Here is a 22,293-nt window from a genome sequence, read left to right as displayed (position 1 = left end):
GCAAGCCAAGCTTGATGTAAAGCTCAACTGCACGAATCCTGTCTGCGTATGAGTACATGAACTACCTCCTGGTAGTCCAAGTTTTTGTCCGCACCCCCGGCGGGTCAGTTATGCGTGGAAATTAACAGCCGCTCGGCTGGGAACACATCAACCTGACCGGCGATTACCTCTGGCGCAGCAGCGCCAAGATCGGCGCGGGCAAGTTCAGGCCGCTACGACCGTTGCAACCGGCTTAGCGTGCTTTATTTTCCGTTTTCTGAGGCGACCCCGAGAAGGGCTTCCCGACTCTCAATGCGTTGGTATGGCATAGGCCACGCCAAGCTGAGCGGCCAACTCAGCAAGGCGTCGATCTGCAGTCCAAAGCAAAGCGCCTGGTGTGATTAGCGTCGAGGCGAGCAGCGATAGATCGACCAAGCCGCAGCCCTTACCGAATAGCTTGTTCTTCTCAAGGAAGGCCAAAGTCTCGGGAATTGAAGCTTCCTGGCTCGGCCGCAGCATGGCCAGGGCTGCGAGCGTATCGGCACGCGGCGCTGGCGGCGTGCCGCAGGCCAACTCTGCATGCACCATGGGATGCATCAGCACGCTGTCTTGCAACAGGAGCTCCTGCAGGTGAATGTCGGCCTCCCGAAAATGCCTCACCCACACCGATGTATCGACTAGAACGGACACCGGCATCAGCGAGAGCCTTCTGCCTCTGCCGCGCTGCCACGGCGTGGCACGTCAGGCATGTCTGGCGCGCTTCCGCCCAGGGCAGCCAAGCGCTTGCCTGCCTCGACGCGAGTGAAGGTCTCAAGTGCCAGGCGTACCAGTTCAGGCACAGCAATACCGGGCGCTGCAACAGCGCGGGCACGGTTCACGACTTCGTCGTCGATCGTAAAGGTCGATCTCATGGCTACTCCTTTAACATCAAGTTTGATGCATTGTCGCATCAAATGGGATGTTTGCGAATGATAATTTGTATTGCACAATACAAATATGACCCAGCAGCCAAACCAGCTTGACCTTGTGCCCACGCCCTCACCCCGCTTGGCACCTACGCAGGAAACCTACAACGAGCTGCAGATGGCCTACGACCATTTCAACGAGCGGCTGTTTGGGGGGCAGCTCCCGAGTTGCTTGATTACGCTGCAGCGGGAAAAGCGGACTTTCGGCTACTTCTCTGCAGCTCGCTTTGCCTCGTTGGACGGCTCAACCACAGATGAGATCGCGATGAATCCGACCTACTTTGCGGTCGTACCGATCATCGAAACACTCCAGACCCAAGTCCATGAAATGACGCACTTGTGGCAGCACCACTTTGGCAAGCCAGGCCGAGGCCGCTATCACAACGAGGAATGGGCACGAAAGATGGAAAGCATTGGGCTCATGCCCTCTTCTACCGGGCAACCTGGTGGTGCGCGAACCGGTGATAGCATGGCGGACTACGCCGTCGAGGGTGGCCGCTTCCTGGCTGCATGCGACGAGCTGCTGACCGCGAATTTCACACTCAGCTGGTACGACCGATTCCCCTCTGCAGATCATGTAATCGCTGGCCAAGCCAGCATGGCCAACCACATTCAAGGCATCGAAGGGACCAAGCCTCCAATGGCCAGCATCCCTGCCCTCGCCGAGGCAGTGAAGCCCACGGGCTTAGCTGTTGCCGCCACTGCAGGGGAAGACGGAGTGCTTACTACGCCCGCCAACAGATCCAATCGGGTGAAATACAGCTGCAGCGGATGCAAGAATCCGGTCTCAGTGTGGGGAAAGCCGGGCATTAAGCTGATATGTGGTGAGTGCAGAAAAAGTTTTGACGTTCAATAAATCATCAACGACTGGAGATTCATCGAGCGCGCACATAAACTTCGCTCGTTTGACCGGACTGGCTAACATCTGCCTGCATTCCATTCTGGCTTGCCTTAGAAAGAACAACTGACAATCATTCGGTTTCCTGTATGGGGACCGACTGGACTGCCCCGCTACAGTAGATAATTCCCAGCCTCTTGCCCAGGCACGCTCAAACGTTTTGAGAGCAGTCCGGCACCATCAAGCTCAGTGCTTGTATTCACCCGATGAATGACCCCGAGGCATTGAGCGAAACGGCCGCGTAAGTAGACTGAAAATCACCAATGCAACCGCTACCTTCTTAAACGCAGTGCATTGAAGATTACAGACGCCGAACTCAGGCTCATAGCGAGTGCTGCGATCATTGGCGACAGAAGCCACCCTGTGAACGGATACAGAACTCCCGCAGCAATCGGTACACCAATTCCGTTGTAGACGAAGGCAAATAGCAAGTTCTGACGCATGTTCCGTACTGTGTCAGTTGAAATTTCACGTGACTGTGCAATGCCACGCAAATCACCCTTGACCAGCGTGATCTGACCGCTGTTCATTGCTACGTCAGTCCCTGTTCCCATGGCTACACCTACATCAGCTTTTGCCAAGGCCGGCGCATCGTTGATCCCGTCACCAGCCATGGCAACCACATGGCCTTCACTTTGCAATCGCTCCACGAGAGCTAGCTTGTCGGCGGGCTTGACTTCGCCATGGACTTCATCAATTCCAAGCTTGGCACCAACAGCCTTGGCTGTGGTCAGACCATCTCCCGTTGCCATGACAATTCGCAAGCCGCTTGCATGAAGCGTTTGAATAGCATCCAAAGTGCTAGCTTTGATAGGGTCTGTTACTGCCAGGATGCCTGCGAACTTCCCATCAGCCGCTAAATGCATGATGCTTGCACCCTCTCCTCGCAGGCGTTCTCCGTCCGCTTGCAAGGAAGATACAGAAACGCCTTCTTGAGCCATCAGTGCGGTGTTGCCTAATGCCAAGCGCCGCCCCTCAACGGTTCCACGTACACCAATACCGCTGGCGGAATCGAAGTCCACAGGTTTAGCGAGTTGCAAGCCTTGTTCGCGTGCAGCTCGGACGATGGCATCCGCAAGCGGATGCTCGCTACCCTGATCCAAGCTAGCGGCAAGCCTCAAAACTTCGTCAGCCGTGAAATCTGGAGCAGGAATCGCTTTATCGAATGCAGGCCGACCTTCTGTCAGGGTGCCCGTTTTATCTACGATGAGCGTATCCACTTCACGCATTTTTTCGATGGCGCCTGCGTCACGGAACAAAACGCCTTGTTCTGCAGCGCGCCCTGTGGCCACCATTACTGACATGGGTGTGGCCAAACCTAGCGCGCATGGGCAGGCGATGATGAGTACCGCGACGGCATTGATCAACCCAAACACCCAACTGGGCTCTGGGCCAAAAATTCCCCAGACGAAGAAGGTGACTACAGCGACTAGCACGACAACCATAACGAACTTTCCAGCCACTACGTCGGCCATTCGCTGCATCGGTGCCTTCGACCGTTGGGCCGATGCAACCATCTGAACGATCTGGGAAAGCATGGTGGCAGCCCCCACCTTTTCTGACCTCATGACCAGAGCTCCACTCGTATTGAGTGTGGCGCCGATCAGTTTGTCGTCAACGCGCTTTGTCACAGGTATTGGCTCGCCCGTGAGCATCGATTCATCAACGGCGCTTTGACCTTCCGTGACAATGCCATCCACGGGTACTTTCTCGCCTGGACGTACGCGCAGCAGGTCTCCGACATGCACGTGGCTGAGTGGAACATCTTCCTCACTGCCATCTGCATTGATACGCCTTGCCGTCTTAGGAGCTAGGCTAAGCAATGATTTGATAGCGGCCGAGGTTTGAGAACGAGCCTTCAGTTCGATGATCTGCCCCAACATGGTCAAAGAAATGATGACTACCGCTGCCTCGTAATAAACCGCTACACGACCCATGGATACGAACGAGTCGGGAAACACGTCGGGTGCCAGCGTCGCTACGAGGCTGTAGACAAAGGCGGCTCCCGATCCCAAGCTGATCAACGTCCACATGTTCGGGCTGCGGTGGATGATTGACTGCCAGCCTCGAACAAAAAAGGGCCAGCCCGTCCATAGCACCACGGGCAGGGAAAGTGCCAACTCGACCCACGTTTGGGTCTGCATAGTGAACCAGCCGAACTTGTGTCCGAACATGGCCAGAGTGGTAACAATCAGCGTGAGTGGCAGCGTCCACCAGAATCGCCGTTGGAAGTCTTGCAACTCACTGTTGTCCTCTTCTCCAACCGGGATCAGTGGCTCCAAGGTCATTCCGCACTTGGGGCAGTTTCCGGGATGATCTTGCCGAACCTCCGGATGCATCGGGCAGGTATAGATCGTTCCGCCCGGAACCACGCCCGAGTCATCAAACGATTTCTGATCTGAATGACTTGCAGCCACGTGAGCATGTTCGTGCGAGCTGCGTAACTGGGCCTCAGGTACCAAATGCATTTGGCACTTGGGGCAGCGCCCCGGATGATATTGATGGACTTCAGGATGCATTGGGCATACATAGACTGTGTCCCCTCCTGCGTGATCAGCCTGCTCGTTACTCGATATGAATTGCGCAGGGCCCCGAGCAAATTTTTGCTGGCAACCGTCACTGCAGAAGCGATAGATCCGTCCTTCGTGAACTATCCGATGGGCCGACTGTGGAGAGACAGTCATGCCGCAAACAGGATCTTGCAAAGGCTCGGCGTCAGTTTTGGTGTTTTCCAACTCTACTGATTCTGAAGAAGATCGATGCTGATGATGTTGCATGCAGATGGCCCTTCGCGATGTTGGATCGATTCTTGGCTCTTACACCATGTGAATGTCAAGCCAGAATCTGCTTGAGAAATAACTCTGTCCACCTCTTCTGAGGTACCGCAACCTGAGTACGGTGCTTGTGGCCATCTCAATCCAAGAAATGATTCTGGGGTTGAGGTGGCCTTTGTCATGACTACATGGCACGGAGATCATCCAAGCATGAATCCTCCGAAGCGATGCACCCTTCCTCTCCGTGTGCAGTCCCCGTGTCAGCTGTCGGTGGGTGATCTAAAGGTTCAAATTCCTTTTGGCGAAAGAATCCCTAACCAAGCCACACTCGCCAAAACCAGAACTGCCAGTGTTGCTTCCATGAACAGGCTCTGGCGTAGCTTAGAGACTGCTTGCGCACGATTCCCTGAGCCCAATGATGCCTCCAGACTTGGACTAAGCCGGAATCGATTTGCTGCTGCCAATGCAAGCATTCCGAGAACCAGCATTAGCTTGCCTAGCAGCAACTGACCATAGAGTGTTGAAACAAGCGGATCAAGCGAAGGCCCTGCGATCAATACATAGTTGACTACGCCACTGGCTGCAAGAACGAAAACGATCAGAGTTCCGACATGGGCAAAGCCGTTTGATGTGCGGCTCAATATGGCTACGGTGTCCTGTGTCGCATTTGCCCTACTTGTGGCTAAGATCAAAAAAGCAAGCAACGCGCCGACCCATGCACCTGCTGCCCAGAGGTGGGAGATGTCTGAAGCAAGGTGGATGTATCCACGCATTCCGTCGTCCATCGCTCCATGACCAGCCCAGGCCAGTGTCGCCAGCGCTACACCGCTAGATACGGACATGGCAACGAAGCGAAACGTTGGATTGAACTTCACTAGGGCAATCAAGATGCAAAGCGCTAGCGCAAGAATACGAATGCACCAAGCAAGGCCCATGTGAGTGCCGGTGATGAGCATCTCGAAGATATGCGTTGACAACTCGGAGTAAGTTTGCGCACCGGACATGGCCTTGGCAAGGACTGTCATGCCAATCACTGACAGTCCAATCCCGATTACTGCACATACACCAACGCAAACGCGATAGCGACGCGCAATTGCCAAGGATCGCTCGTCGTGGCCAAGGGCATAGACGCTGAACATGGCGACGCCAAAACCTGCAGCCATGTCCAGATACAGCGCAAGGCGCAATACGATGGTGAACCAATCCTCGGCCATTTGCTTACTTCACCTGGAATGTGACGTTGCCATTGATAGGGTGTGTGTCTGACGACACTGCACGCCAATCCACGCGATAGGCACCGGGTTGAAGCGTCTGAGCGGGAGTAATGACCATGGTTTTGCCATCGCTAGCGCCAGAGACGCTTGCGCTGACCTTCATTGCGCCGTGGTTCGGCATTCCGGGCATCCCCGTCATGATCAAGTTCGCTGCCGAGAACTGAGGAACCAGCGTTTCCGAGAACTTCAACTCAATCGTGGCAGGTGCCGCGACCTGCGACTTATCCGCAGGAGAGGAGGAAACTAACGAAGGATGTGCAAATGCTGCGGAAGCGAACAGTGTTGCGGCAATTGGCGCGATGAACTTAGCGACCAGGTTTGAGCGGTTCATGAGAGACTCCTATCTAAGTGTGATGGTGGTTTGAAAACAGATGTCGAATCTAGGTCTGTAGAGTTGGCGCTCCCAAGGACGCGCCAACTAGGAAGGGGACATTGGTCTGGCTAGAACCAGAAGCGGACACCGGCCACCCAACGTGTTTGCTGAGCACGGCCACCGTCGGCACGAACGAGATCAGCGGTTCGCCCGAAACTTCCCGCACGTTCCACTCCGATATATGGAGCGAACTGACGGCTGAACTCGTAGCGCAGTCGCAGGCCCGCAGATGCTTCGGCTAGGCCCTTGCCGATATGCCGCTCTGGATCATCCTTGCCGTAAAACTGCATTTCAGCTCTTGGCTCAAGGATCAGGCGCTGAGTCAGCAATAGTTCGTAGCTTGCATTTAGGCGAAGCGCAGTTCTGCCGCCACTGCCAACATAGGCTGTGGCCTCCAGCTCGAACCAGTAAGGGGCCAGGCCCTGCACACCAAATGCCAGCCATTGACGGCTAGGTCCCACGCCGTTGTCTAAGCGCAGACCCAACTGTGTATCCCAATAGGTTGTGGCAGCACGGCTCCAAAGCAGTTCGGTGCGAGACTCTTCGAGCTTTCCTTTGGCGACGTCACCTTCTGCCTTCAAGACAGCTTTGTTGTATGAGGTCCCGTACCATGCTTGCAAGTCATAGGCCGTTGAATCATCACCTCTGCGTGAAAAACGGCGTTCCAGGGTCTCACCACGCAGCGAGGCAAAGGTATGCTCGTCCGCAAGCATCAAGCGCGGGACGCCAGGCACCGCGTAATCGCCCGATCCCAAGGTCAACCCATTGGAATACCCATGTGGGTCGCGAGCATCTGGAGGTGCGGATCCCCCTTGCATCTGCATGCTGCCGTGATCCATCGCAGGGCCGCTTGCAGCGCTGCCAGTCATAGCACCATGACCTGCATGTGGATCAGCTGCAGTTGTGGCAGGGCTTGCCGGTGCTTCCATTTGCATATTCGCTTGGCCATGCGATGAATGGTCGCTTTGCGCCTGGGCCGCAATACTCACCAGAGCGAGGAGCGCAGTGGACAATGCACGAATAGGGAGTGCTTTGGACATTTTTGATCTTCCTTGTGAGGTTTGTTCAAGACACTACGACTTCGCGGAACATGCCTGCATCCATGTGGAACATCAGGTGGCAATGCCATGCCCAGCGCCCCAGAGCATCTGCCGTCACCAAGAAGCTGATGCGTTGTGCAGGCTGTACTGGCAAGGTGTGTCGACGGGCGAGGAATCGACCATCAGGGCTCTCCAGTTCACTCCACATCCCATGCAAGTGCATAGGGTGAGTCATCATCGTGTCGTTGTGCAGGATGACTCGCAAACGCTCGCCGTGACGGAAGTGAACAGGCGTTGATTGCCCGAACTCCAATCCATCAAGAGACCAGGAATATCGCTCCATATTCCCCGTCAGGTGCAACTCCACCTCTCGTCCAGGACCGCGCGAGTCCATCGGACCTGAAGGTGTATGCAGATCTGCCAAGGTCAGCACCCGTCTGCCGTTATTGCGCAGACCGATACCGGGATCGTCAAGATTGGTGCGGGCCATATCGACTCGCATATCTGTTCTTGCGCCATATTCAGTGCGAGCATGGCGTGCGGTGGTGCTGGGCACTGCCAAGCTCCCAGCAGGCTTGACATGCTGACTATGGTCCATCGCCATACCACCGTGATTCATGCCGGCCATCGCACCATGATCCATGCCGGCCATTGCCCCCGACATACCAGCCATCCCGGCCATACCCGTCATCCCAGACATGCCGGTCATCCCAGACATGCCGGTCATCCCAGACATGCCGGTCATGTCCATGTCGGCTCCAGAACTGCCATGGCTCATGGCGCCCATCATGTCGCTCATACCCAGCCATTCGACGGGATCGAGTGCGGGGACTGGAGCCTGCAGGCCTTCGCGCACTGCTAACGTAGCGCGTGCGTAGCCTGTTCGGTCCATCGACTGGGCAAAAATCGTATAGGCGTCATCACGTGGCTCGACAATCACGTCTATGGTTTCGCCAGGGCCGAATCGGAATTCATCGACAGTCACAGGCTCTACGTCGACACCGTCAACATGAACCACCGTGAGCTTCAGGCCCGGTATACGTACGTCATAGAAGGTATTGCCCGCGCCGTTGACCATGCGCAGCCGGACACGCTCGCCCGGACGGAAAAGAGCAGTCCAATTGCCTGCAGGTGTGACGCCATTTGCGAGGTAGGTCAGGGTCGCAGAAGAGAGGTCGGCTAAATCCGTTGGATTCATGCGCATCTCGTTCCACATCTTGCGCTTGTCTAATGCCGCTGACACGCCATCACGCGATGCATCACGGAAGAAATCAAAGACCGTGGGCTGGTTGTAATTGTAGTAGTCGCCCTGAACCTTGAGCTTTGCGAAAACGCGCATGGGGTCTTCGTCAGTCCAGTCAGAGAAGAGCACGACATGATCACGATCTGCACGGATAGTCTCAGGTCCTGCGGGATCAATGATGATCGCTCCATACATGCCGGTGAGTTCCTGCATGCCTGAATGTGAGTGATACCAGTAGGAACCGCTTTGCTGAACCTTGAAACGGTAGGTAAACGTCTCTCCAGGAGGAATGCCCGCAAAGCTGATGCCTGGAACTCCGTCCATCTGGTAGGGCAAGATAATGCCGTGCCAATGAATAGAAGTGGCCTCGCGCAGCTTGTTCGTGACGCGAATCGTCACCGTCTCCCCCTCTCGCCAGCGCAGGGTTGGTGCAGGAAGCGATCCATTGATCGTTGTCGCCATCCCTGGCTTGCCCGTAAAGTTCACGGCGGACTCGGCGATCACCAAATCGAACTCGTTACCCTTCAGCACCGGAGCGGCCCCGCGGACTGTGGAGCTCTGCTGTGCGAATGCCATGAGCGACTGCGTTGACAGGCCCGCCAGAACGCCTCCTGCGGCCAGCCCCTGAACGAAGCGCCGACGAGAGAACCCTTGAGTGGGAGTGACAAAAAATGGCGAATGACGCGGCATAAGGTGAAATCCTCCAGAGCTTCCAAGAAATTCGTTTTCGGCGACGCTTGCCTGATGCAATGAGCGCTCGATATGTTCAGTATGCTAGGGCGTGCTGAATTTCGGAGGAGTGACTCATTCATTACATTCATGTAATGCTCGCGTCATGTTTGGTGCGACGGAGGGCTTCTATCCAGAAATGCCTTCGATGCAGTCAAAAGGTTCACTCTGCTAGCCACGCTTGATGACTTCCCAGGAAGGAACAACGAGGCAGTGTTGGCCTTTCTATCGCCAGGATTTCAGGAACATTACATTTTTCTTATCTTCATGTCAGAGGGCTTCAAACTCGGCACACTCTTGATCGTCCACTGCAGCGGAGCGAGTACATGAGGATTTTGATTGTTGAAGATGAGCCTAAAACAGGTGAGTACCTGCGCCAGGGATTGACCGAGGCTGGCTACATTGCTGACCTCGTCCCAAATGGCTCAGACGGCTTACATCTGGCTTTGCAAGGGGAGTACTCCTTGGTGATCTTGGATGTTATGCTGCCGGGCCTCAATGGTTGGCAGGTGCTCCAGTCTTTGCGTGATCGAGGACTACATATGCCGGTCCTGTTTCTTACTGCACGGGACCATGTCGAGGACCGTGTCAAAGGACTAGAGCTCGGCGCTGATGATTACCTGGTAAAGCCGTTTTCTTTCGCAGAACTACTCGCCAGAGTTCGCATCATTCTTAGACGTGGACATCCGGCCAACGAAGGTACTACTCTGACTGTTGCAGATCTCGAGCTAGACCTGCTGCGTCGTCGCGTATCTCGCAATGGCAAACGTGTTGACCTCACAGCCAAAGAGTTCGGACTCTTAGAGTTGCTGATGCGCCGACATGGTGAAGTGCTGCCACGTTCATTGATCGCATCGCAGGTATGGGACATGAATTTCGACAGCGACACCAACGTCATTGAGGTGGCCATGCGCCGTCTGCGAGCCAAAATTGATGAAGGCCACTCGATCAAACTAATCCAGACCGTACGGGGAATGGGCTACGTGCTTGACGTTCCTGAGGAGGAATAGGTGCAGCGTTTCACTCGCAAGGGAAAGCTCTCTTTAACTAGTCGTTTGGCCCTTTTCTTCACGTCTGTTGCGGCAGCCGTAGTGCTTGGCTTAGGTGGTTTGTTCCTAGTTGTTACAGAAAAGCATTTCGTGGAATTGGACCGAATGACGCTTCAAGACAAGCGCCATTTGATCGAGAAAATTCTCCAGAACACCAAGTCGGTCGATGATGCTCGTTGGCGTTTAAATGAGGCACTGAACTATCACGAGGATCTTCAAGTCCAGGTGAAAGATGCCCAAGGAGAAACCGTATTTCAATCGCCCGCATCCGGCTTTGCAGTGCCGGATCGCAACTCGGCTTCTATCGACAAGGAAGGATCGTTTGGGGTGTGGCGGCATGCAGACGCAGAATTCCACATCTTGAGCTTTGAGACGCTACCGGCCTACGCACCGTCACCATTAAAGGTACTGATCGCAGCAGACACCAAGCATCACATTCAATTCCTCAACGGAATTCGCACAAGCTTTGCCATTTATGTGATCGCAGCAATTTTGCTGTGCTCACTTCTGTCTTGGCTCGCCGCTCGACAAGGGCTGGCACCGCTGCGAGAGATGAAATCACGTGCGGCCGTTGTGACGGGACAGAAGATGAGTGAACGCATGCCGGTCCAGGCTGTACCCGTAGAAATGGCCGATTTGGCGCATGAGCTCAATCGCATGCTGGATCGGTTGCAGGACGATTTTCAGCGACTGACAGATTTCGCGTCTGACTTGGCCCATGAACTACGTACACCCATCAGCAACCTGTTGACCCAGACTCAGGTTGTGCTGGCGTCCAAGCGTGATGCCGCGACATACAGAGACATTCTTGCCTCGAATGCCGAAGAGTTTCAGCGTTTGGCTCGCATGGTGTCAGATATGCTGTTCCTGGCCAAAACCGAACGGGGCGTGAGCTTGCCGCGCAAGGAACAGTTTTCCGCAAAGCAAGAAGCGTATGCATTGCTGGAGTTCTACGAGGCCGTCGCGGAAGAAAAGCAAATTCATTTGAAGTTAAAAGGCGATGGACTCGTTGATGGTGATCGGCTGATGTTCCATCGTGCTGTGAGTAATTTGCTGTCTAATGCTTTGCGCTACACGCCTCAGGCAGGCATGGTCACCATCGACATTGCGGCCTCCGCTTCCTGGACACTTGTCACTGTGGAAAATACAGGACAGGACATTGATCCCAAAGTCTTGCCCAGGTTATTTGACCGCTTCTATCGAGCAGACCCCTCTAGGGCTCATCCGGACTCAGACGGTAGCGGATTGGGTTTGGCAATCACCCGAGCAATTGTCGAAGCTCATGGAGGCTCCATTACCGCCACTTCAGCCGATGGACGAACTCGCTTCACCTTGAAATTCCCCACTCCGCAGCCGACTTCCTCAGTAGATCAGAAAACAGGTTTTTCTTGAAAGCAAGAAGACACTATCCGCAGCAAGATGTCTTGGCTGAAGTGGAGCCGCAGCATTTCGTCTGCGGCTTCTCAGCATTTGCCTGCTCGGCTTCTGCTAACGCCAATAATTCTGGAGTGTATCCAGCGGCCTGGATAGCCAACACGTAGTCGGTGTCGCTCAGATCGCCGGAGACTTGCACCGTTTTATCTCGCGCATTCACTCCGATCTTTGCTTCATCATCGATTGCCAAAATGGAGCGCTGAATCCGCGCGGCACAGGCACCACATTTCATGTCATTGATGCGAAAAATAGCCATTACGTACTCCTTTAAAGCTTGTGGCTAAAGTTTCATCCTTCACATCATGTGAATGTCAAGTGTCTGTCTGCACAAGCACTGGAGCACGCGGTGTACACCAACTAGGTTGGTCTTCACTTTTCGCTTTGGGCTTTTGGTGTACAGATTTGGGATAAGAACTGCCGCGAAAAAGCTGACAACAATGTCACCGGACAGTCCTGTTTTTGTTGGGCTCTGCTTCCTAAGATCAACCCATCTTCTCCTCACCTTGATCAAGGCCCAGGAGATGTGTTCATCAACTTTCTTAGGAGCCAACCATGTCTCAAAACCGCATCTCCATTTCCTCTGTACTCGCAAGCGTTGCTGCTGTTATCACACTGGCTCTTCCTGGAATTGCGTCCGCAGGCTATGAGCATCCAGCCAACAATGAACAAGGCGTGATCGTGCATCCGGAGCACTTTGTAAGCCAGAAAACCCGAGCTCAAGTCAAGGCCGAGACTGAAGCCGCCATGAAGCAAGGCCGCCTTTCTTACGGTGAAAGCAATTTCCCAAGTGGTACTCCCGAGACTGGATCGAGCAAAACCCGCGAGCAAGTTATCAACGAAATGCGTAATGAAACAACAGCTGAACGGGATGCTCGCATGCAATCAACTGCGAACTAAACACGCTGAGTGTGAAGCCCCCTCGCTTTCCTGTGTGACATAAAAGCAGAGGTTGGTGAAACTTTTAACAAAATACGCGACCGGCGGTCTTCGGCTCAACGATTCGTGCAAACGATAGTGGTTGTAAAAATGCTGCCAGCCCTCGTTCCTAGACCGGACTTCCTGTACGGATCCATAGACATCGCAGTCGAGCACCTCCGTTCGGCAGGACCTGTTGAAGCGTTCGACGTAAGCGTTCTGGATCGGCGTGCCTCGCTGAATGTGGCGAAGGTTCCTACCCTTGCTCTGCGCCCATCGCTTTACTGCGTGGGCAAGGAACTCTGGCCCTTAGTCCATCAGCATCAGCATCATGGCCATGATCACCATGGGCACAACCACGACGACAACTCAGATCATGGCGACCTTAACTTGCGTTCAGCCTATCTTCACGTCCTTGCGGATGCCGCTACTTCGGTGCTAGCCATCGTTGCTTTGCTGGGTGGAATACACTGGGGTTTTGGTTGGCTGGACCCCTTGATGGGCATCGTCGGTGCGGCTCTAGTCGCCATTTGGGCGTGGGGTCTGTTGTGTGATAGCAGTCGAGTCTTGCTGGATGCCGAGATGGATGCACCAGTGGCCGAAGAAATTCGAGAATCCATCGCCGAAGGTCCATATCGGGCTGTCATCACGGACCTGCACGTTTGGCGGGTGGGCAAAGGGAAATATGCCGCCGTCATTGCCGTAGAAGGAAACTCTGAAGTCACCCCTGACTACATCCGCCAACTTGTCACTATTCATGAGGAGTTAGCGCATGTTTCAGTGGAAGTGAATCCACTGAACTCATCAACGGCACTCATATAAGCATTTGCTTGGCCGCTGCTTTCGCCGGAAGCAGACTCTCGTGACTTTTCATTGAGCGGCAGCTTTCTGCCTCAGTGGAAGCGTTACGCAAATTCAGTCAGTATGAGCAATACTGGTCTGGCCGTGCGTCAAACAATTTCGCAGCGTCCACAAAGATTGTGGGAGATACCTTCCACATATAATTTCTGAACTATGACACGCCGTCTGGCCATGTTCTTCGTGATGCTGAGCGTCTTCTGGCAAGCCCTTGCTGTGGCTGGCCAGATGCCTGTCTTCGCGTCACATGAAGCGCTTGAGCATGCGGCGATGCATCTTCAAGAGGAAGGCCACCACCACCATGATGATGGTGCCGTGGAGCTCGATGACTCCTCTGACTCCAAACTGCACATGATGGCCAATGGGATGCCATCTGCAGCGGTTGAAGCTTTCACCTTGAGTGTTCCGGTGCCCGACTGGGTAAGCTCTCCACTCTGCCCGGTCGTCGATTCCATGCTCCCCCATCCGATCCTGGAAGGTCTTCGACGGCCTCCCAGACTCACAGCCTAGCTCTCTTTAGGTCGGCTTCATCCGTCTGAAGCCATCCCTTCGTTCGTGCATGTCAGATCTGTCGCAGTACCTCGCGACGGTATTGCTATGTACCCAGAGCATTTAGAGGCTTTGTGAACCCCAAAATTAAATGGAGGCTCTGCATTCTTGCAGGGCTGACGTTGGCGTGCACGTCGTACGCACAGCCAATGGAAAGCGTTGCTGCGCCAAAATCGAGCAGCAACATTCAAAAAACAACCTTGGCGACTGCCGTTGAGGCGGCCTGGAGCCGCGCCGTTGCCTCTGCTGAGGCTGCAGGCATTTCTCGGCAGGCAGCCGCAGAAAAGCAAGCATCAAGTGCTCTTTGGGCTGCACCTCCCTCAGTGGAGTTGAGCCACCGCAATGACCGCCTGCAAAGCAACAATGGCGCTCGCGAGACTGAAGTAGCTTTGGCGGTGCCGCTCTGGCTTCCCGGCCAGAAAAGCGCCAAGCAACAAGCCGCAGATTCGTTGTCATCTCTATCTCAGTTGTCTGAAACTGAGGGAAAACTGCGTGTTGCAGAGGTTGTCCGTGAGTTGCATTGGCAGATTGCTGAGTTGCAGGCCAGCCAATCTTTGTCAAAGCAGCAGACCAGCACTTTTGCGGCCATCGCATCAGACGTGGATAAACGTGTGAAAGCCGGTGATCTGGCAAGAGCAGATGCCTTGGCAGCCAAGGGGGAGCTTTTAAGCGCACAAGCAACTCAGTCACAGGCTGAAACCCAGCTTGAAGCAGCAAAGCGCCAGTGGACAGCCCTGACAGGATTGGCCCAAACACCTGACGCTACGTTTGCGAGTGCTGAAAGCCCATCTCCTCGCCAGTTGGCTGAGCATCCCGAACTGTTGCGTGCAGAACAGCAAGTAGACCTGGCACGTAAGCGTTTGGATTTGGTTGCCAAATCGAATCGCAGTGCTCCAGAGCTGATCACCAAGTTCAGGCAAGACATTCCAGGCCATGGTCAGGGTTCCGCCTACAGCCTGGGCCTTGCTGTGCGTATTCCGTTCGGCACAGACGATAGAAATGCACCCTTGCAAGCTGCCGCCTTGACCGAGCTGGACATAGCTCAGCGCAAGGAACAGGTGCTTCGTGCTCAGTTGTCTGCTCGCATGGAAAGCGCCAAGGCTGCAGCAGCGGCAAGTCAGTTGCAGTTGCAGACCGAGCGTGAAAAAGCCGCGTTGCTTAACGAACGAGCCAAGCTGATTCGTGCCGCCTTCAATGCAGGCGAGACATCGCTCCCAGAGCTTCTGCGCGCAGCCAGTGCCGCAGCTCAAGCCGACTACAGCGCTGCTCGGCAGGAGGCTGCATTTGGCCTCGCACGTGCACGTCTTCAACAAGCCTACGGACAACTGCCATGAATTCTCCGTTTTCAACTCCTTGCGCCGTGAAGCGCTTGCTCTTACTGGGTGGCTTCGCCCTTACTACAGGGATCGCCTTGGCATCCCCTGGTGCACACGGTCCCAATGGAGAGCATTTGGACGCAGCACCTACGGCAGGAGCCACTTCTTCTGCACCCAGGTTCGAGGCTAAGTCCGAAGACTACGAGCTGGTTGGTCGCCTGCAGGGCGGTGAGTTTTCGATGTTCATTAATCGATTCGCTACGAATGAACCCGTGGATCAAGCCAAGGTGGAAGTCGAGCTGGGTCAACTGAAAGCCCCTGCGCCTTATCACTCGGACCAGGGCGACTATGCCGTGGCTGACGAGAAGTTCTTGGCAGAACTCGGCAAGAAAGGGTCACACGCGCTGGTGATCACGATTCTGGATGGCAAAGAGTCTGACCTGCTGGACGGCACTTTGGAAGTCGGGGCGACCCAAGCTGCAGCTGAGGCCACCCATGCTCATGGAGATGAAAACGCTTTGCTGTTTGGCGCATTGGCAATTGCGGCATTGGCCGCAGTGGGTGGATTGGGATGGCTCTTGGGCCGTGGCTCTAACAGCAAGGTAGCAAAGGGAGGCGCCCAATGAAACGCATCGTCATCATGTCTGCGGTCTTGGCCGTCACCATGGCTCAAGCCTCTCCGGGCGCTCATGGCCCCAACGGAGAGCATCTGGATACCGCCTCGGCCGCTCCATCGGCAGCAGGTTTGAGTCGTCTGCCTGATGGCAGCGTCAATGTGCCCATGTTGTCCCAGCGTCGATTGGCAATTCGCACGGAAATTGCCCTGATGTCCGAAGCAAGCGCAACCACCGAACTGCCAGCCAAAGTCATCGCGGACCCCAATGCAAGCGGCCTGGTTCAGACGGTTGTGGGCGGAAAGATTGAGGCCGGATCCCAAGGCTTGCCGTTTGCTGGCAAGACTGTACGTAAAGGGGAGGTCCTGGCGGTCGTAGCCCATCACGCAGATCCACTTGCCTTGTCAGGACAGCGTGCCCAGTTGGCCGAGCTCAGAGGTGCCCGCGAAATTGCGCAAAAGCGTGTGGAGCGACTCAAAGGGCTTGAAGGCACTGTCCCACGCAAAGAGATTGAAGCGGCTCAGACAGAGTTTGCAAGCCTGAGGGCACGTGAAAGCGCAATCGGTGGCGGACTTGCTGCCAAGGAAAACGTTGTCGCACCGGTTTCGGGTGTCATCGCCAGCGCCAATGTGGTGCTCGGTCAGGTTGTCGAATCCAAGGATGTCTTGTTTGAGATTACCGATCCAGCCAAGGTCATGGTGGAGGCCACAACGGCCGATCCTGCTCTAGCAGCCAACATCAGTGCAGCAACGATCAAAGCGACGCCGGGAGTCCGTTTGGAGCTCATTGGTGCTGGTCGAAGCTTGCGTGACGGTGTGTTGCCATTGACCTTCAAGGCGGTTGCGTCCGATGGCACTCAACAGCTACCGATTGCTATTGGCCAACCTGTCACCGTGATTGCCAACTCCAAGCAAAGTGTCAAAGGCTTTGTTCTTCCCGCACAGGCGATTACTCGCAACCCTGCCAATGAGCCTGTCGTCTGGATCAAGTCAGGTGCAGAGCGCTATATCCCTCAGCCCGTGCAGTACCAAGCGTTGGATGCGAACCGGATCGTCGTTACCAAGGGGCTTGGCGATGAAAACCGGGTCGTGGTTCAAGGTGCGGCGCTGATCGCACAAATCCGCTGAACTGTGAGGTGACACATGTTCAACTGGATTGTTCGTAACAGCCTGCATAACCGGCTGTTTGTGCTGGCGTTCGCTGCGATATTGATGGTCTACGGGATCATCACAGCGGTCAAAACGCCTGTTGATGTCTTCCCGGACCTCAACAAACCTCTAATCACTGTTCTGACCGAAGCCGGGGGCATGGCCCCTGAAGAAGTCGAGCAGTTGGTGACTTTCCCCATTGAAACAGCATTGAATGGCATGCCGGGGGTCACTCGCGTGCGCTCCATGTCCGGGGTCGGTTTGTCGATTCTCTATGCCGAGTTTGACTGGGGAACTGACATCTACCGCAATCGCCAGTTGGTGGCGGAGCGGCTTGCGCTCGTACGCGAGCGACTTCCCGCTGATGTGGTGCCGGTGATGGGCCCTGTGTCTTCCATCATGGGTGAGGTCATGCTGCTGGCCTTGCCCTTGAATGTGGGCGAAAAAGGCGCATCGGCCGCAACACCCATGCAGGCACGGGAGTATGCAGACTTTGTGCTGCGTCCTCGCTTGTTGGCTGTCCAAGGTGTTTCGCAAGTCATTCCCATCGGGGGTGAAGTACGTCAATTGCGTGTCGAGCCTGACACCGCCAGGATGGCTCAGTTCGGCGTCACCCTTTCTCAGCTGGAAGCGGCTCTCAAGGGGTTTGCAGGCAACGCAGGCGGCGGTTTCATAGACCTCAATAGCAGGGAATATCTGATCCGCCACATTGGGCGTACCAACAAGGTCGAGGACCTGCAGTCCGCTGCAGTGGCCTGGCGAGATGGCCGTCCAATCCGCCTGGAGCAGGTTGCCAATGTCCGGTTTGCTCCGGCCATGAAGCGCGGTGACGGTGGTTACAACGGCTCTCCTGCGGTCATCGTCAGCGTTCAGAAGCAACCTGAAGCCGATACCGTTCGCGTGACGCGTGACATCGAGCAAGCGCTTCGTGAACTAAGCAAGGGCCGTCCTGAAGGCATCAACGAACCAAGAGCCTTGTTCCGACAGGCGGATTTCATTGAAGCCTCCATTGGCAACGTGACAGAGGCACTGCGTGATGGAGCCATCATGGTCGCCATCGTTCTGTTTGCCTTCTTGCTCTCAGCCAGAACCACTCTGATCTCACTGGTCGCGATCCCACTGTCGCTGGCTGCCACGGCGCTGGTATTTCACTGGCTGGGACAATCCATCAATGTGATGACCTTGGGCGGACTTGCCATTGCCATTGGCGAGTTGGTTGACGATGCGGTGGTGGACGTAGAAAACATTCTGCGCAGACTCAAGCAAAACCGGGAGCAGGAGCACCCGATGCCGACGCTTGAGGTTGTGCGCAAAGCCAGCGTGGAGGTTCGCTCCGGCATCGTTTATGCCACGGCCATCGTGGTGCTGGTGTTCGTGCCGCTGTTTGCTCTGCCAGGGGTCGAAGGCCGCTTGTTCTCGCCGCTGGGCATCGCCTACATCATCTCCATTCTGGCTTCCATGCTGGTGTCGATGACGGTGACGCCGGTACTGTGTTCCTACCTCCTGCCGAGAATGAAGCGCATTGATCATGGGGACAGCCCCATCGTCAGACGCCTCAAGCAATGGGATGAAAAGCTGCTGGCTTGGTCTTTCCCAAGAAGCAAAGCGCTGATGGCTACGGCCTTGGCTGCAGTAGTGATTGCACTGGCCAGCGTTCCCTTCTTCCCGAGAGCGTTCCTGCCAGCCTTCAATGAAGGCTCGCTGGTTCTGGGCATGGTGTTCAATCCGGGGACGTCATTGGCAGAAGCCAATCGAATGGGCTCCTTGGCTGAGACCTTGATCATGGAGGTGCCCGAGGTCACCCAGGTTGGGCGCAGAACAGGCCGGGCTGAGCTGGACGAGCACGCGGAAGGGGTTCACTCTGCAGAGATCGACGTTGATCTGAAGCGCAGCGAGCGTGATCGTGAAGCCGTGATGGCCGATATTCGCGCAAAGCTGTCTGTGCTGCCCGCACAAGTTGCTGTGGGCCAGCCGATTTCTCACCGCCTGGATCACTTGCTGTCCGGTGTTCGCGCTCAGATCGCCCTGAAAATTTCTGGTGACGATACCGACACGCTGCGTGGTTTGGCCGAGCAGATGCGCCAAAGTCTTTCAAGCATCCCTGGCCTGGTTGACCTGACCGTCGAGAAGCAAGTGCTGATTCCTCAGATTACTGTGCGTCTTGACCATCAGAAAGCCGCCCAGGTGGGGTTGGCTCCCGGGGAGGCTATTCGTGTGCTGCAAGCGCTGACGGATGGTGCTCATGGTGCACAGATCGTGGATGGCCCTCGTCGCTACGAACTGGTGTTGCGTTTGCCCGATGAAGGTCGCAGCCCGCAAGACCTGGCTCGAACCCTGATCGACACGCCGGCTGGCAGGATTCCTGTCTCAGCGATTGCGACGGTCTCCGAGACGGATGGACCCAACCAGATTGGCCGGGAAAACGGTCGTCGTCGCATCGTGGTCTATGCCAACACGGACGGTTCAGACATGAGTCGTATCGTGCGTGACATTCGTGCGGCGATAGATCGCACCCAGTTACCGACAGGCAACTCCATCTCTCTGGAGGGGCAGTTCCAGGCTCAGGAGCAGGCTGCGCAAAAGATTGCGTGGCTATCGCTGATGTCTCTGGCTTTGGTGTTCCTGGTGCTTTACACACGCTACCGCTCCACGACGCTGGCCTTGATCATCATGGCCAATATCCCGTTGGCTCTGGTGGGCAGTGTGATTGCAATGTGGCTTTCGGGAATCACGCTCTCCGTGGCCTCCATGGTGGGCTTCATTACCTTGACAGGCATTGCAGTTCGCAATGGCATCCTCAAGGTGAGCCACTACATCAACCTCTGCAAGTTTGAAGGGGAGCAGTTCGGCCAGTCCATGGTTGTCCGCGGCTCACTGGAGCGCCTGACACCTGTGCTGATGACTGCGCTGGTAGCTGCGTTTGCCCTGACGCCTTTGCTGCTGTCTGCCGATGCTGCTGGCAAGGAAATCTTGCATCCAGTTGCGGTGGTCATCTTCGGTGGTTTGGTGAGCTCCACGCTCCTAGATACGTTGTTGACTCCACTGATGTACCTGGCATTTGGTCGAACGGCCACCGAAAAGCTTCTGGCTTCAAATCCAGAAGCCGAAGGCACGCCTGAGCAGCAAGAAGCGTTTTAAAGCAATTACGGGCTTTGAGGCGCAGCCCTTGATGCGCCTCGCTTTAGCTAGGAATAGTTATGAAAAAACTGCTGTCTGCAGCTGTCCTGGGCCTTTCTCTGATCAGCATGAACGCCACCGCGCATGGCACTGCCAAGCCTCAGCACGGCGGCATTGTCCAATCGGCCAGCGATCTGTCCTTTGAACTGGTTCCACAAGCCAATGGTGCTGCCATCTACGTAATCGATCACGACGATCCTGCTGACGTGAGCAAGATGGGCGGAAAACTGACCGTGCTCAATGGTGCGGAAAAGTCTGAAGCCGACATCAAGCCTGCCGGTGGCAACAAACTTGAAGCAACAGGTATCAAGGTTGCCAAGGGCAGCAAAGTTGTTGCAGCAATCACCGGCGTTGAAGGCCAAACTGTCACCGTGCGTTTTTCGGTCAAGTAATACCCAGCTCGACAAAGCATAGGTAAGACGAGGTAGCTATGAATGTTCTGGCAAACCGTGGAGTTGTGGCCGCACTGAGCGCAGCAGTTCTGTTTGGTGCAGGTACCCCAGCAGTCAAGATGCTGCTGGAGCATGCCAGTCCCTGGTTGATGGCAGGCATTCTCTACCTCGGCTCTGGTATCGGCCTGCTGATCTACAGGCTGATTACGAAAGCTCCTGCAGTCGCCCTGAAGCGGCATGAAATGGGGTGGTTGGCTGCAGCCGTCATAGCAGGCGGCATGATGGGGCCGCTGCTTTTGATGACAGGCTTGTCTGGGATGGCTGCGACCGACGCATCTTTGCTGCTCAACGCCGAGGGCGTACTGACTGCCGTTCTCGCGTGGTTTGTGTTCAAAGAAAACTTTGATCGCCGCATCGCCTTGGGGATGGTGGCAATCGTCGCTGGTGCAGTCGTGCTCAGTTGGCCGAGTCAAACAAGCACTGCCAGTCTTTGGCCCACGCTTGCAGTGCTCGGTGCCTGTCTGTCCTGGGCCATTGATAACAACCTGACCCGTAAGGTGTCGATTGCGGATGCCTCCTTCATTGCCATGATGAAGGGCCTGGCTGCCGGCGCTACCAATTTGCTGTTGGCTCTGGCAACTGGTGCAGTCTGGCCGTCACCAGGAGTCGTGGCTTTGGGGGCGGTGATTGGCTTCCTGAGCTATGGCACGAGCTTGGTCTTGTTCGTGATCGCCTTGCGCTATCTGGGTACAGCTCGCACAGGGGCGTATTTCTCCATCGCGCCGTTTTTTGGAGCCGTGCTGGCCATTGCTTTCTTGGGAGAGCCTGCATCGCCTCGATTGCTCGTTGCTGGCGTTTTGATGGGTATCGGGGTCTGGCTACACCTTACTGAAACCCATCAGCACGAGCACACCCATGAGTTGCTAGAACATAGTCATGAACATGAACATGATGAGCATCATCAGCATGTCCACGCGGACGGGTCGATGCCAACGGGTAAGCATGCACATTTGCACACTCATGAGCCTACGACGCACAACCATGAGCATTTCCCAGATTTCCATCATCAGCACGAACACAAACACTGATGTGCAGATTCAGCGTGCCGACACGCGTGAACCGCACTCGCCTTACGATGTCAATGATCTAGTTGATAGATGACAAGGCCAACAACTGAAGCTGCTGCGACGATGACTGGCCCTGGGAGCTTTGTTTGAAGTTTCCACTGAGTTACTGTAGAAATGATAGAAATTGCAGCGGCGATCCCGTCTGTAATTGATCGCTGTTAATTTCCACGCAAAACTGACCCGCCGAGGGTGCGGATAAAAACTTGGACTGGTTTTATGCGGCTAGGCCAAGTTTGTGCCGGTATTCCACAGGACTTAAACGTCCCAGAGATACCTTGATACGTTTTTCGTTGTACCAACGAATGTACGCATTGGAGCGGCCCCATTGATCTGAGGACAGGTAAACCCTCTTAACCTAAGAGGTAGTCTTGTGACTGTATTTATGCCTAGTCCTAAAAATCTAACGAACGTAGAGGTGCTGGGGCCGCAGAAGCGCCGC

Annotated in this window: 21 protein-coding genes and 1 pseudogene; 12 read left to right on the top strand and 10 right to left on the bottom strand. The window is 55.3% G+C overall.

The window, feature by feature from the left end; genetic code table 11:
- Positions 1 to 288: 288 nt before the first annotated feature.
- Together FSY45_RS26720 and FSY45_RS26715 are read right to left on the bottom strand one after the other, a co-directional pair.
- On the bottom strand, positions 289 to 675 hold the full coding sequence (locus FSY45_RS26720) for a type II toxin-antitoxin system VapC family toxin (RefSeq protein WP_003055100.1): 387 nt from the start codon (positions 673 to 675) through the stop codon (positions 289 to 291).
- Positions 675 to 890 (bottom strand): DUF2191 domain-containing protein, encoded by a 216-nt coding sequence (locus FSY45_RS26715; RefSeq protein WP_003055097.1) that lies wholly within the window; start codon positions 888 to 890, stop codon positions 675 to 677. The genes FSY45_RS26720 and FSY45_RS26715 overlap by 1 nt, the downstream gene beginning before the upstream one ends.
- An 85-nt stretch (positions 891 to 975) precedes the next feature.
- On the opposite strand from FSY45_RS26715, the gene FSY45_RS26710 reads away from it, so the two are divergent.
- A complete protein-coding gene (locus FSY45_RS26710; protein WP_003055094.1) occupies positions 976 to 1,800 on the top strand; it encodes a SprT-like domain-containing protein in 825 nt (274 codons plus the stop codon).
- A 314-nt stretch (positions 1,801 to 2,114) separates the two neighbouring features.
- On the opposite strand, the gene FSY45_RS26705 is transcribed toward FSY45_RS26710, so the two are convergent.
- From FSY45_RS26705 to FSY45_RS26685, 5 genes are all read right to left on the bottom strand, one after another.
- The gene (locus tag FSY45_RS26705; protein WP_229228786.1) at positions 2,115 to 4,526 is read right to left on the bottom strand and encodes a heavy metal translocating P-type ATPase; all 2,412 of its coding nucleotides are present in this window, start codon (positions 4,524 to 4,526) and stop codon (positions 2,115 to 2,117) included.
- Positions 4,527 to 4,903: 377 nt separating this feature from the next.
- Entirely contained in the window at positions 4,904 to 5,830 is a 927-nt protein-coding gene (copD, locus tag FSY45_RS26700; protein WP_003071641.1) for a copper homeostasis membrane protein CopD, read from the bottom strand.
- A 4-nt stretch (positions 5,831 to 5,834) separates the two neighbouring features.
- Positions 5,835 to 6,221: a copper homeostasis periplasmic binding protein CopC gene (gene copC, locus FSY45_RS26695; RefSeq protein ID WP_003078546.1), complete on the bottom strand. Its 387-nt coding sequence runs from the start codon at positions 6,219 to 6,221 to the stop codon at positions 5,835 to 5,837.
- Positions 6,222 to 6,331: 110 nt separating this feature from the next.
- Entirely contained in the window at positions 6,332 to 7,303 is a 972-nt protein-coding gene (locus tag FSY45_RS26690) for a copper resistance protein B (protein WP_003055078.1), read from the bottom strand.
- Between the two features lie 25 nt (positions 7,304 to 7,328).
- Positions 7,329 to 9,236, bottom strand: a complete 1,908-nt coding sequence (locus FSY45_RS26685; protein WP_003055077.1) for a copper resistance system multicopper oxidase — start codon at positions 9,234 to 9,236, stop codon at positions 7,329 to 7,331.
- Between the two features lie 365 nt (positions 9,237 to 9,601).
- Between FSY45_RS26685 and FSY45_RS26680 the strand changes: the two genes are divergently transcribed.
- Both FSY45_RS26680 and FSY45_RS26675 read left to right on the top strand, forming a co-directional pair.
- Positions 9,602 to 10,285 (top strand): heavy metal response regulator transcription factor, encoded by a 684-nt coding sequence (locus FSY45_RS26680; protein WP_003062229.1) that lies wholly within the window; start codon positions 9,602 to 9,604, stop codon positions 10,283 to 10,285.
- The gene (locus tag FSY45_RS26675; protein ID WP_046462227.1) at positions 10,286 to 11,716 is read left to right on the top strand and encodes a heavy metal sensor histidine kinase; all 1,431 of its coding nucleotides are present in this window, start codon (positions 10,286 to 10,288) and stop codon (positions 11,714 to 11,716) included.
- 13 nt (positions 11,717 to 11,729) lie between these two features.
- Here the strand turns inward: FSY45_RS26675 and FSY45_RS26670 are convergent, their stop codons facing one another.
- A complete protein-coding gene (locus tag FSY45_RS26670; RefSeq protein WP_003062225.1) occupies positions 11,730 to 12,014 on the bottom strand; it encodes a heavy-metal-associated domain-containing protein in 285 nt (94 codons plus the stop codon).
- 296 nt (positions 12,015 to 12,310) lie between these two features.
- Between FSY45_RS26670 and FSY45_RS26665 the strand changes: the two genes are divergently transcribed.
- Entirely contained in the window at positions 12,311 to 12,655 is a 345-nt protein-coding gene (locus FSY45_RS26665) for a DUF4148 domain-containing protein (RefSeq protein ID WP_003055069.1), read from the top strand.
- Here FSY45_RS26665 and FSY45_RS28570 read toward each other — a convergent pair.
- Positions 12,641 to 12,898: an integrase core domain-containing protein gene (locus tag FSY45_RS28570; protein ID WP_369346160.1), complete on the bottom strand. Its 258-nt coding sequence runs from the start codon at positions 12,896 to 12,898 to the stop codon at positions 12,641 to 12,643. The two genes, FSY45_RS26665 and FSY45_RS28570, sit on opposite strands and share 15 nt — an antisense overlap.
- Between FSY45_RS28570 and FSY45_RS26660 the strand changes: the two genes are divergently transcribed.
- From FSY45_RS26660 to FSY45_RS26625, 8 genes are all read left to right on the top strand, one after another.
- Complete coding sequence (locus FSY45_RS26660) at positions 12,785 to 13,495, top strand: cation diffusion facilitator family transporter (protein ID WP_003062571.1); 711 nt, start codon at positions 12,785 to 12,787, stop codon at positions 13,493 to 13,495. The two genes, FSY45_RS28570 and FSY45_RS26660, sit on opposite strands and share 114 nt — an antisense overlap.
- A 192-nt stretch (positions 13,496 to 13,687) precedes the next feature.
- Positions 13,688 to 14,041, top strand: a complete 354-nt coding sequence (locus FSY45_RS28000) for a hypothetical protein (protein ID WP_034350255.1) — start codon at positions 13,688 to 13,690, stop codon at positions 14,039 to 14,041.
- A 188-nt stretch (positions 14,042 to 14,229) separates the two neighbouring features.
- Positions 14,230 to 15,414, top strand: a complete 1,185-nt coding sequence (locus FSY45_RS26650; protein ID WP_080554097.1) for a TolC family protein — start codon at positions 14,230 to 14,232, stop codon at positions 15,412 to 15,414.
- A 116-nt stretch (positions 15,415 to 15,530) separates the two neighbouring features.
- Positions 15,531 to 16,022 (top strand): hypothetical protein, encoded by a 492-nt coding sequence (locus FSY45_RS26645; RefSeq protein ID WP_003081354.1) that lies wholly within the window; start codon positions 15,531 to 15,533, stop codon positions 16,020 to 16,022.
- Positions 16,019 to 17,137, top strand: coding sequence for an efflux RND transporter periplasmic adaptor subunit (locus FSY45_RS26640; RefSeq protein ID WP_003081355.1), 1,119 nt, complete (start codon positions 16,019 to 16,021; stop codon positions 17,135 to 17,137). Before FSY45_RS26645 ends, FSY45_RS26640 begins: the two co-directional genes overlap by 4 nt.
- Before the next feature lie 15 nt (positions 17,138 to 17,152).
- Positions 17,153 to 20,296: an efflux RND transporter permease subunit gene (locus FSY45_RS26635; RefSeq protein WP_003081359.1), complete on the top strand. Its 3,144-nt coding sequence runs from the start codon at positions 17,153 to 17,155 to the stop codon at positions 20,294 to 20,296.
- 59 nt (positions 20,297 to 20,355) lie between these two features.
- Positions 20,356 to 20,727 (top strand): hypothetical protein, encoded by a 372-nt coding sequence (locus FSY45_RS26630; RefSeq protein WP_046462226.1) that lies wholly within the window; start codon positions 20,356 to 20,358, stop codon positions 20,725 to 20,727.
- Positions 20,728 to 20,765: 38 nt separating this feature from the next.
- The gene (locus tag FSY45_RS26625) at positions 20,766 to 21,815 is read left to right on the top strand and encodes a DMT family transporter (protein WP_034350260.1); all 1,050 of its coding nucleotides are present in this window, start codon (positions 20,766 to 20,768) and stop codon (positions 21,813 to 21,815) included.
- A 253-nt stretch (positions 21,816 to 22,068) separates the two neighbouring features.
- Here the strand turns inward: FSY45_RS26625 and FSY45_RS26620 are convergent.
- A pseudogene (locus tag FSY45_RS26620) lies at positions 22,069 to 22,167 on the bottom strand (IS3 family transposase); the annotation flags it as partial.
- Positions 22,168 to 22,293 lie beyond the last annotated feature (126 nt).

Source organism: Comamonas sp. Z1, from assembly GCF_008121555.1.
GTDB lineage: Bacteria > Pseudomonadota > Gammaproteobacteria > Burkholderiales > Burkholderiaceae_C > Comamonas > Comamonas thiooxydans.
This window is presented reverse-complemented; position numbering and strand designations above follow the sequence as displayed.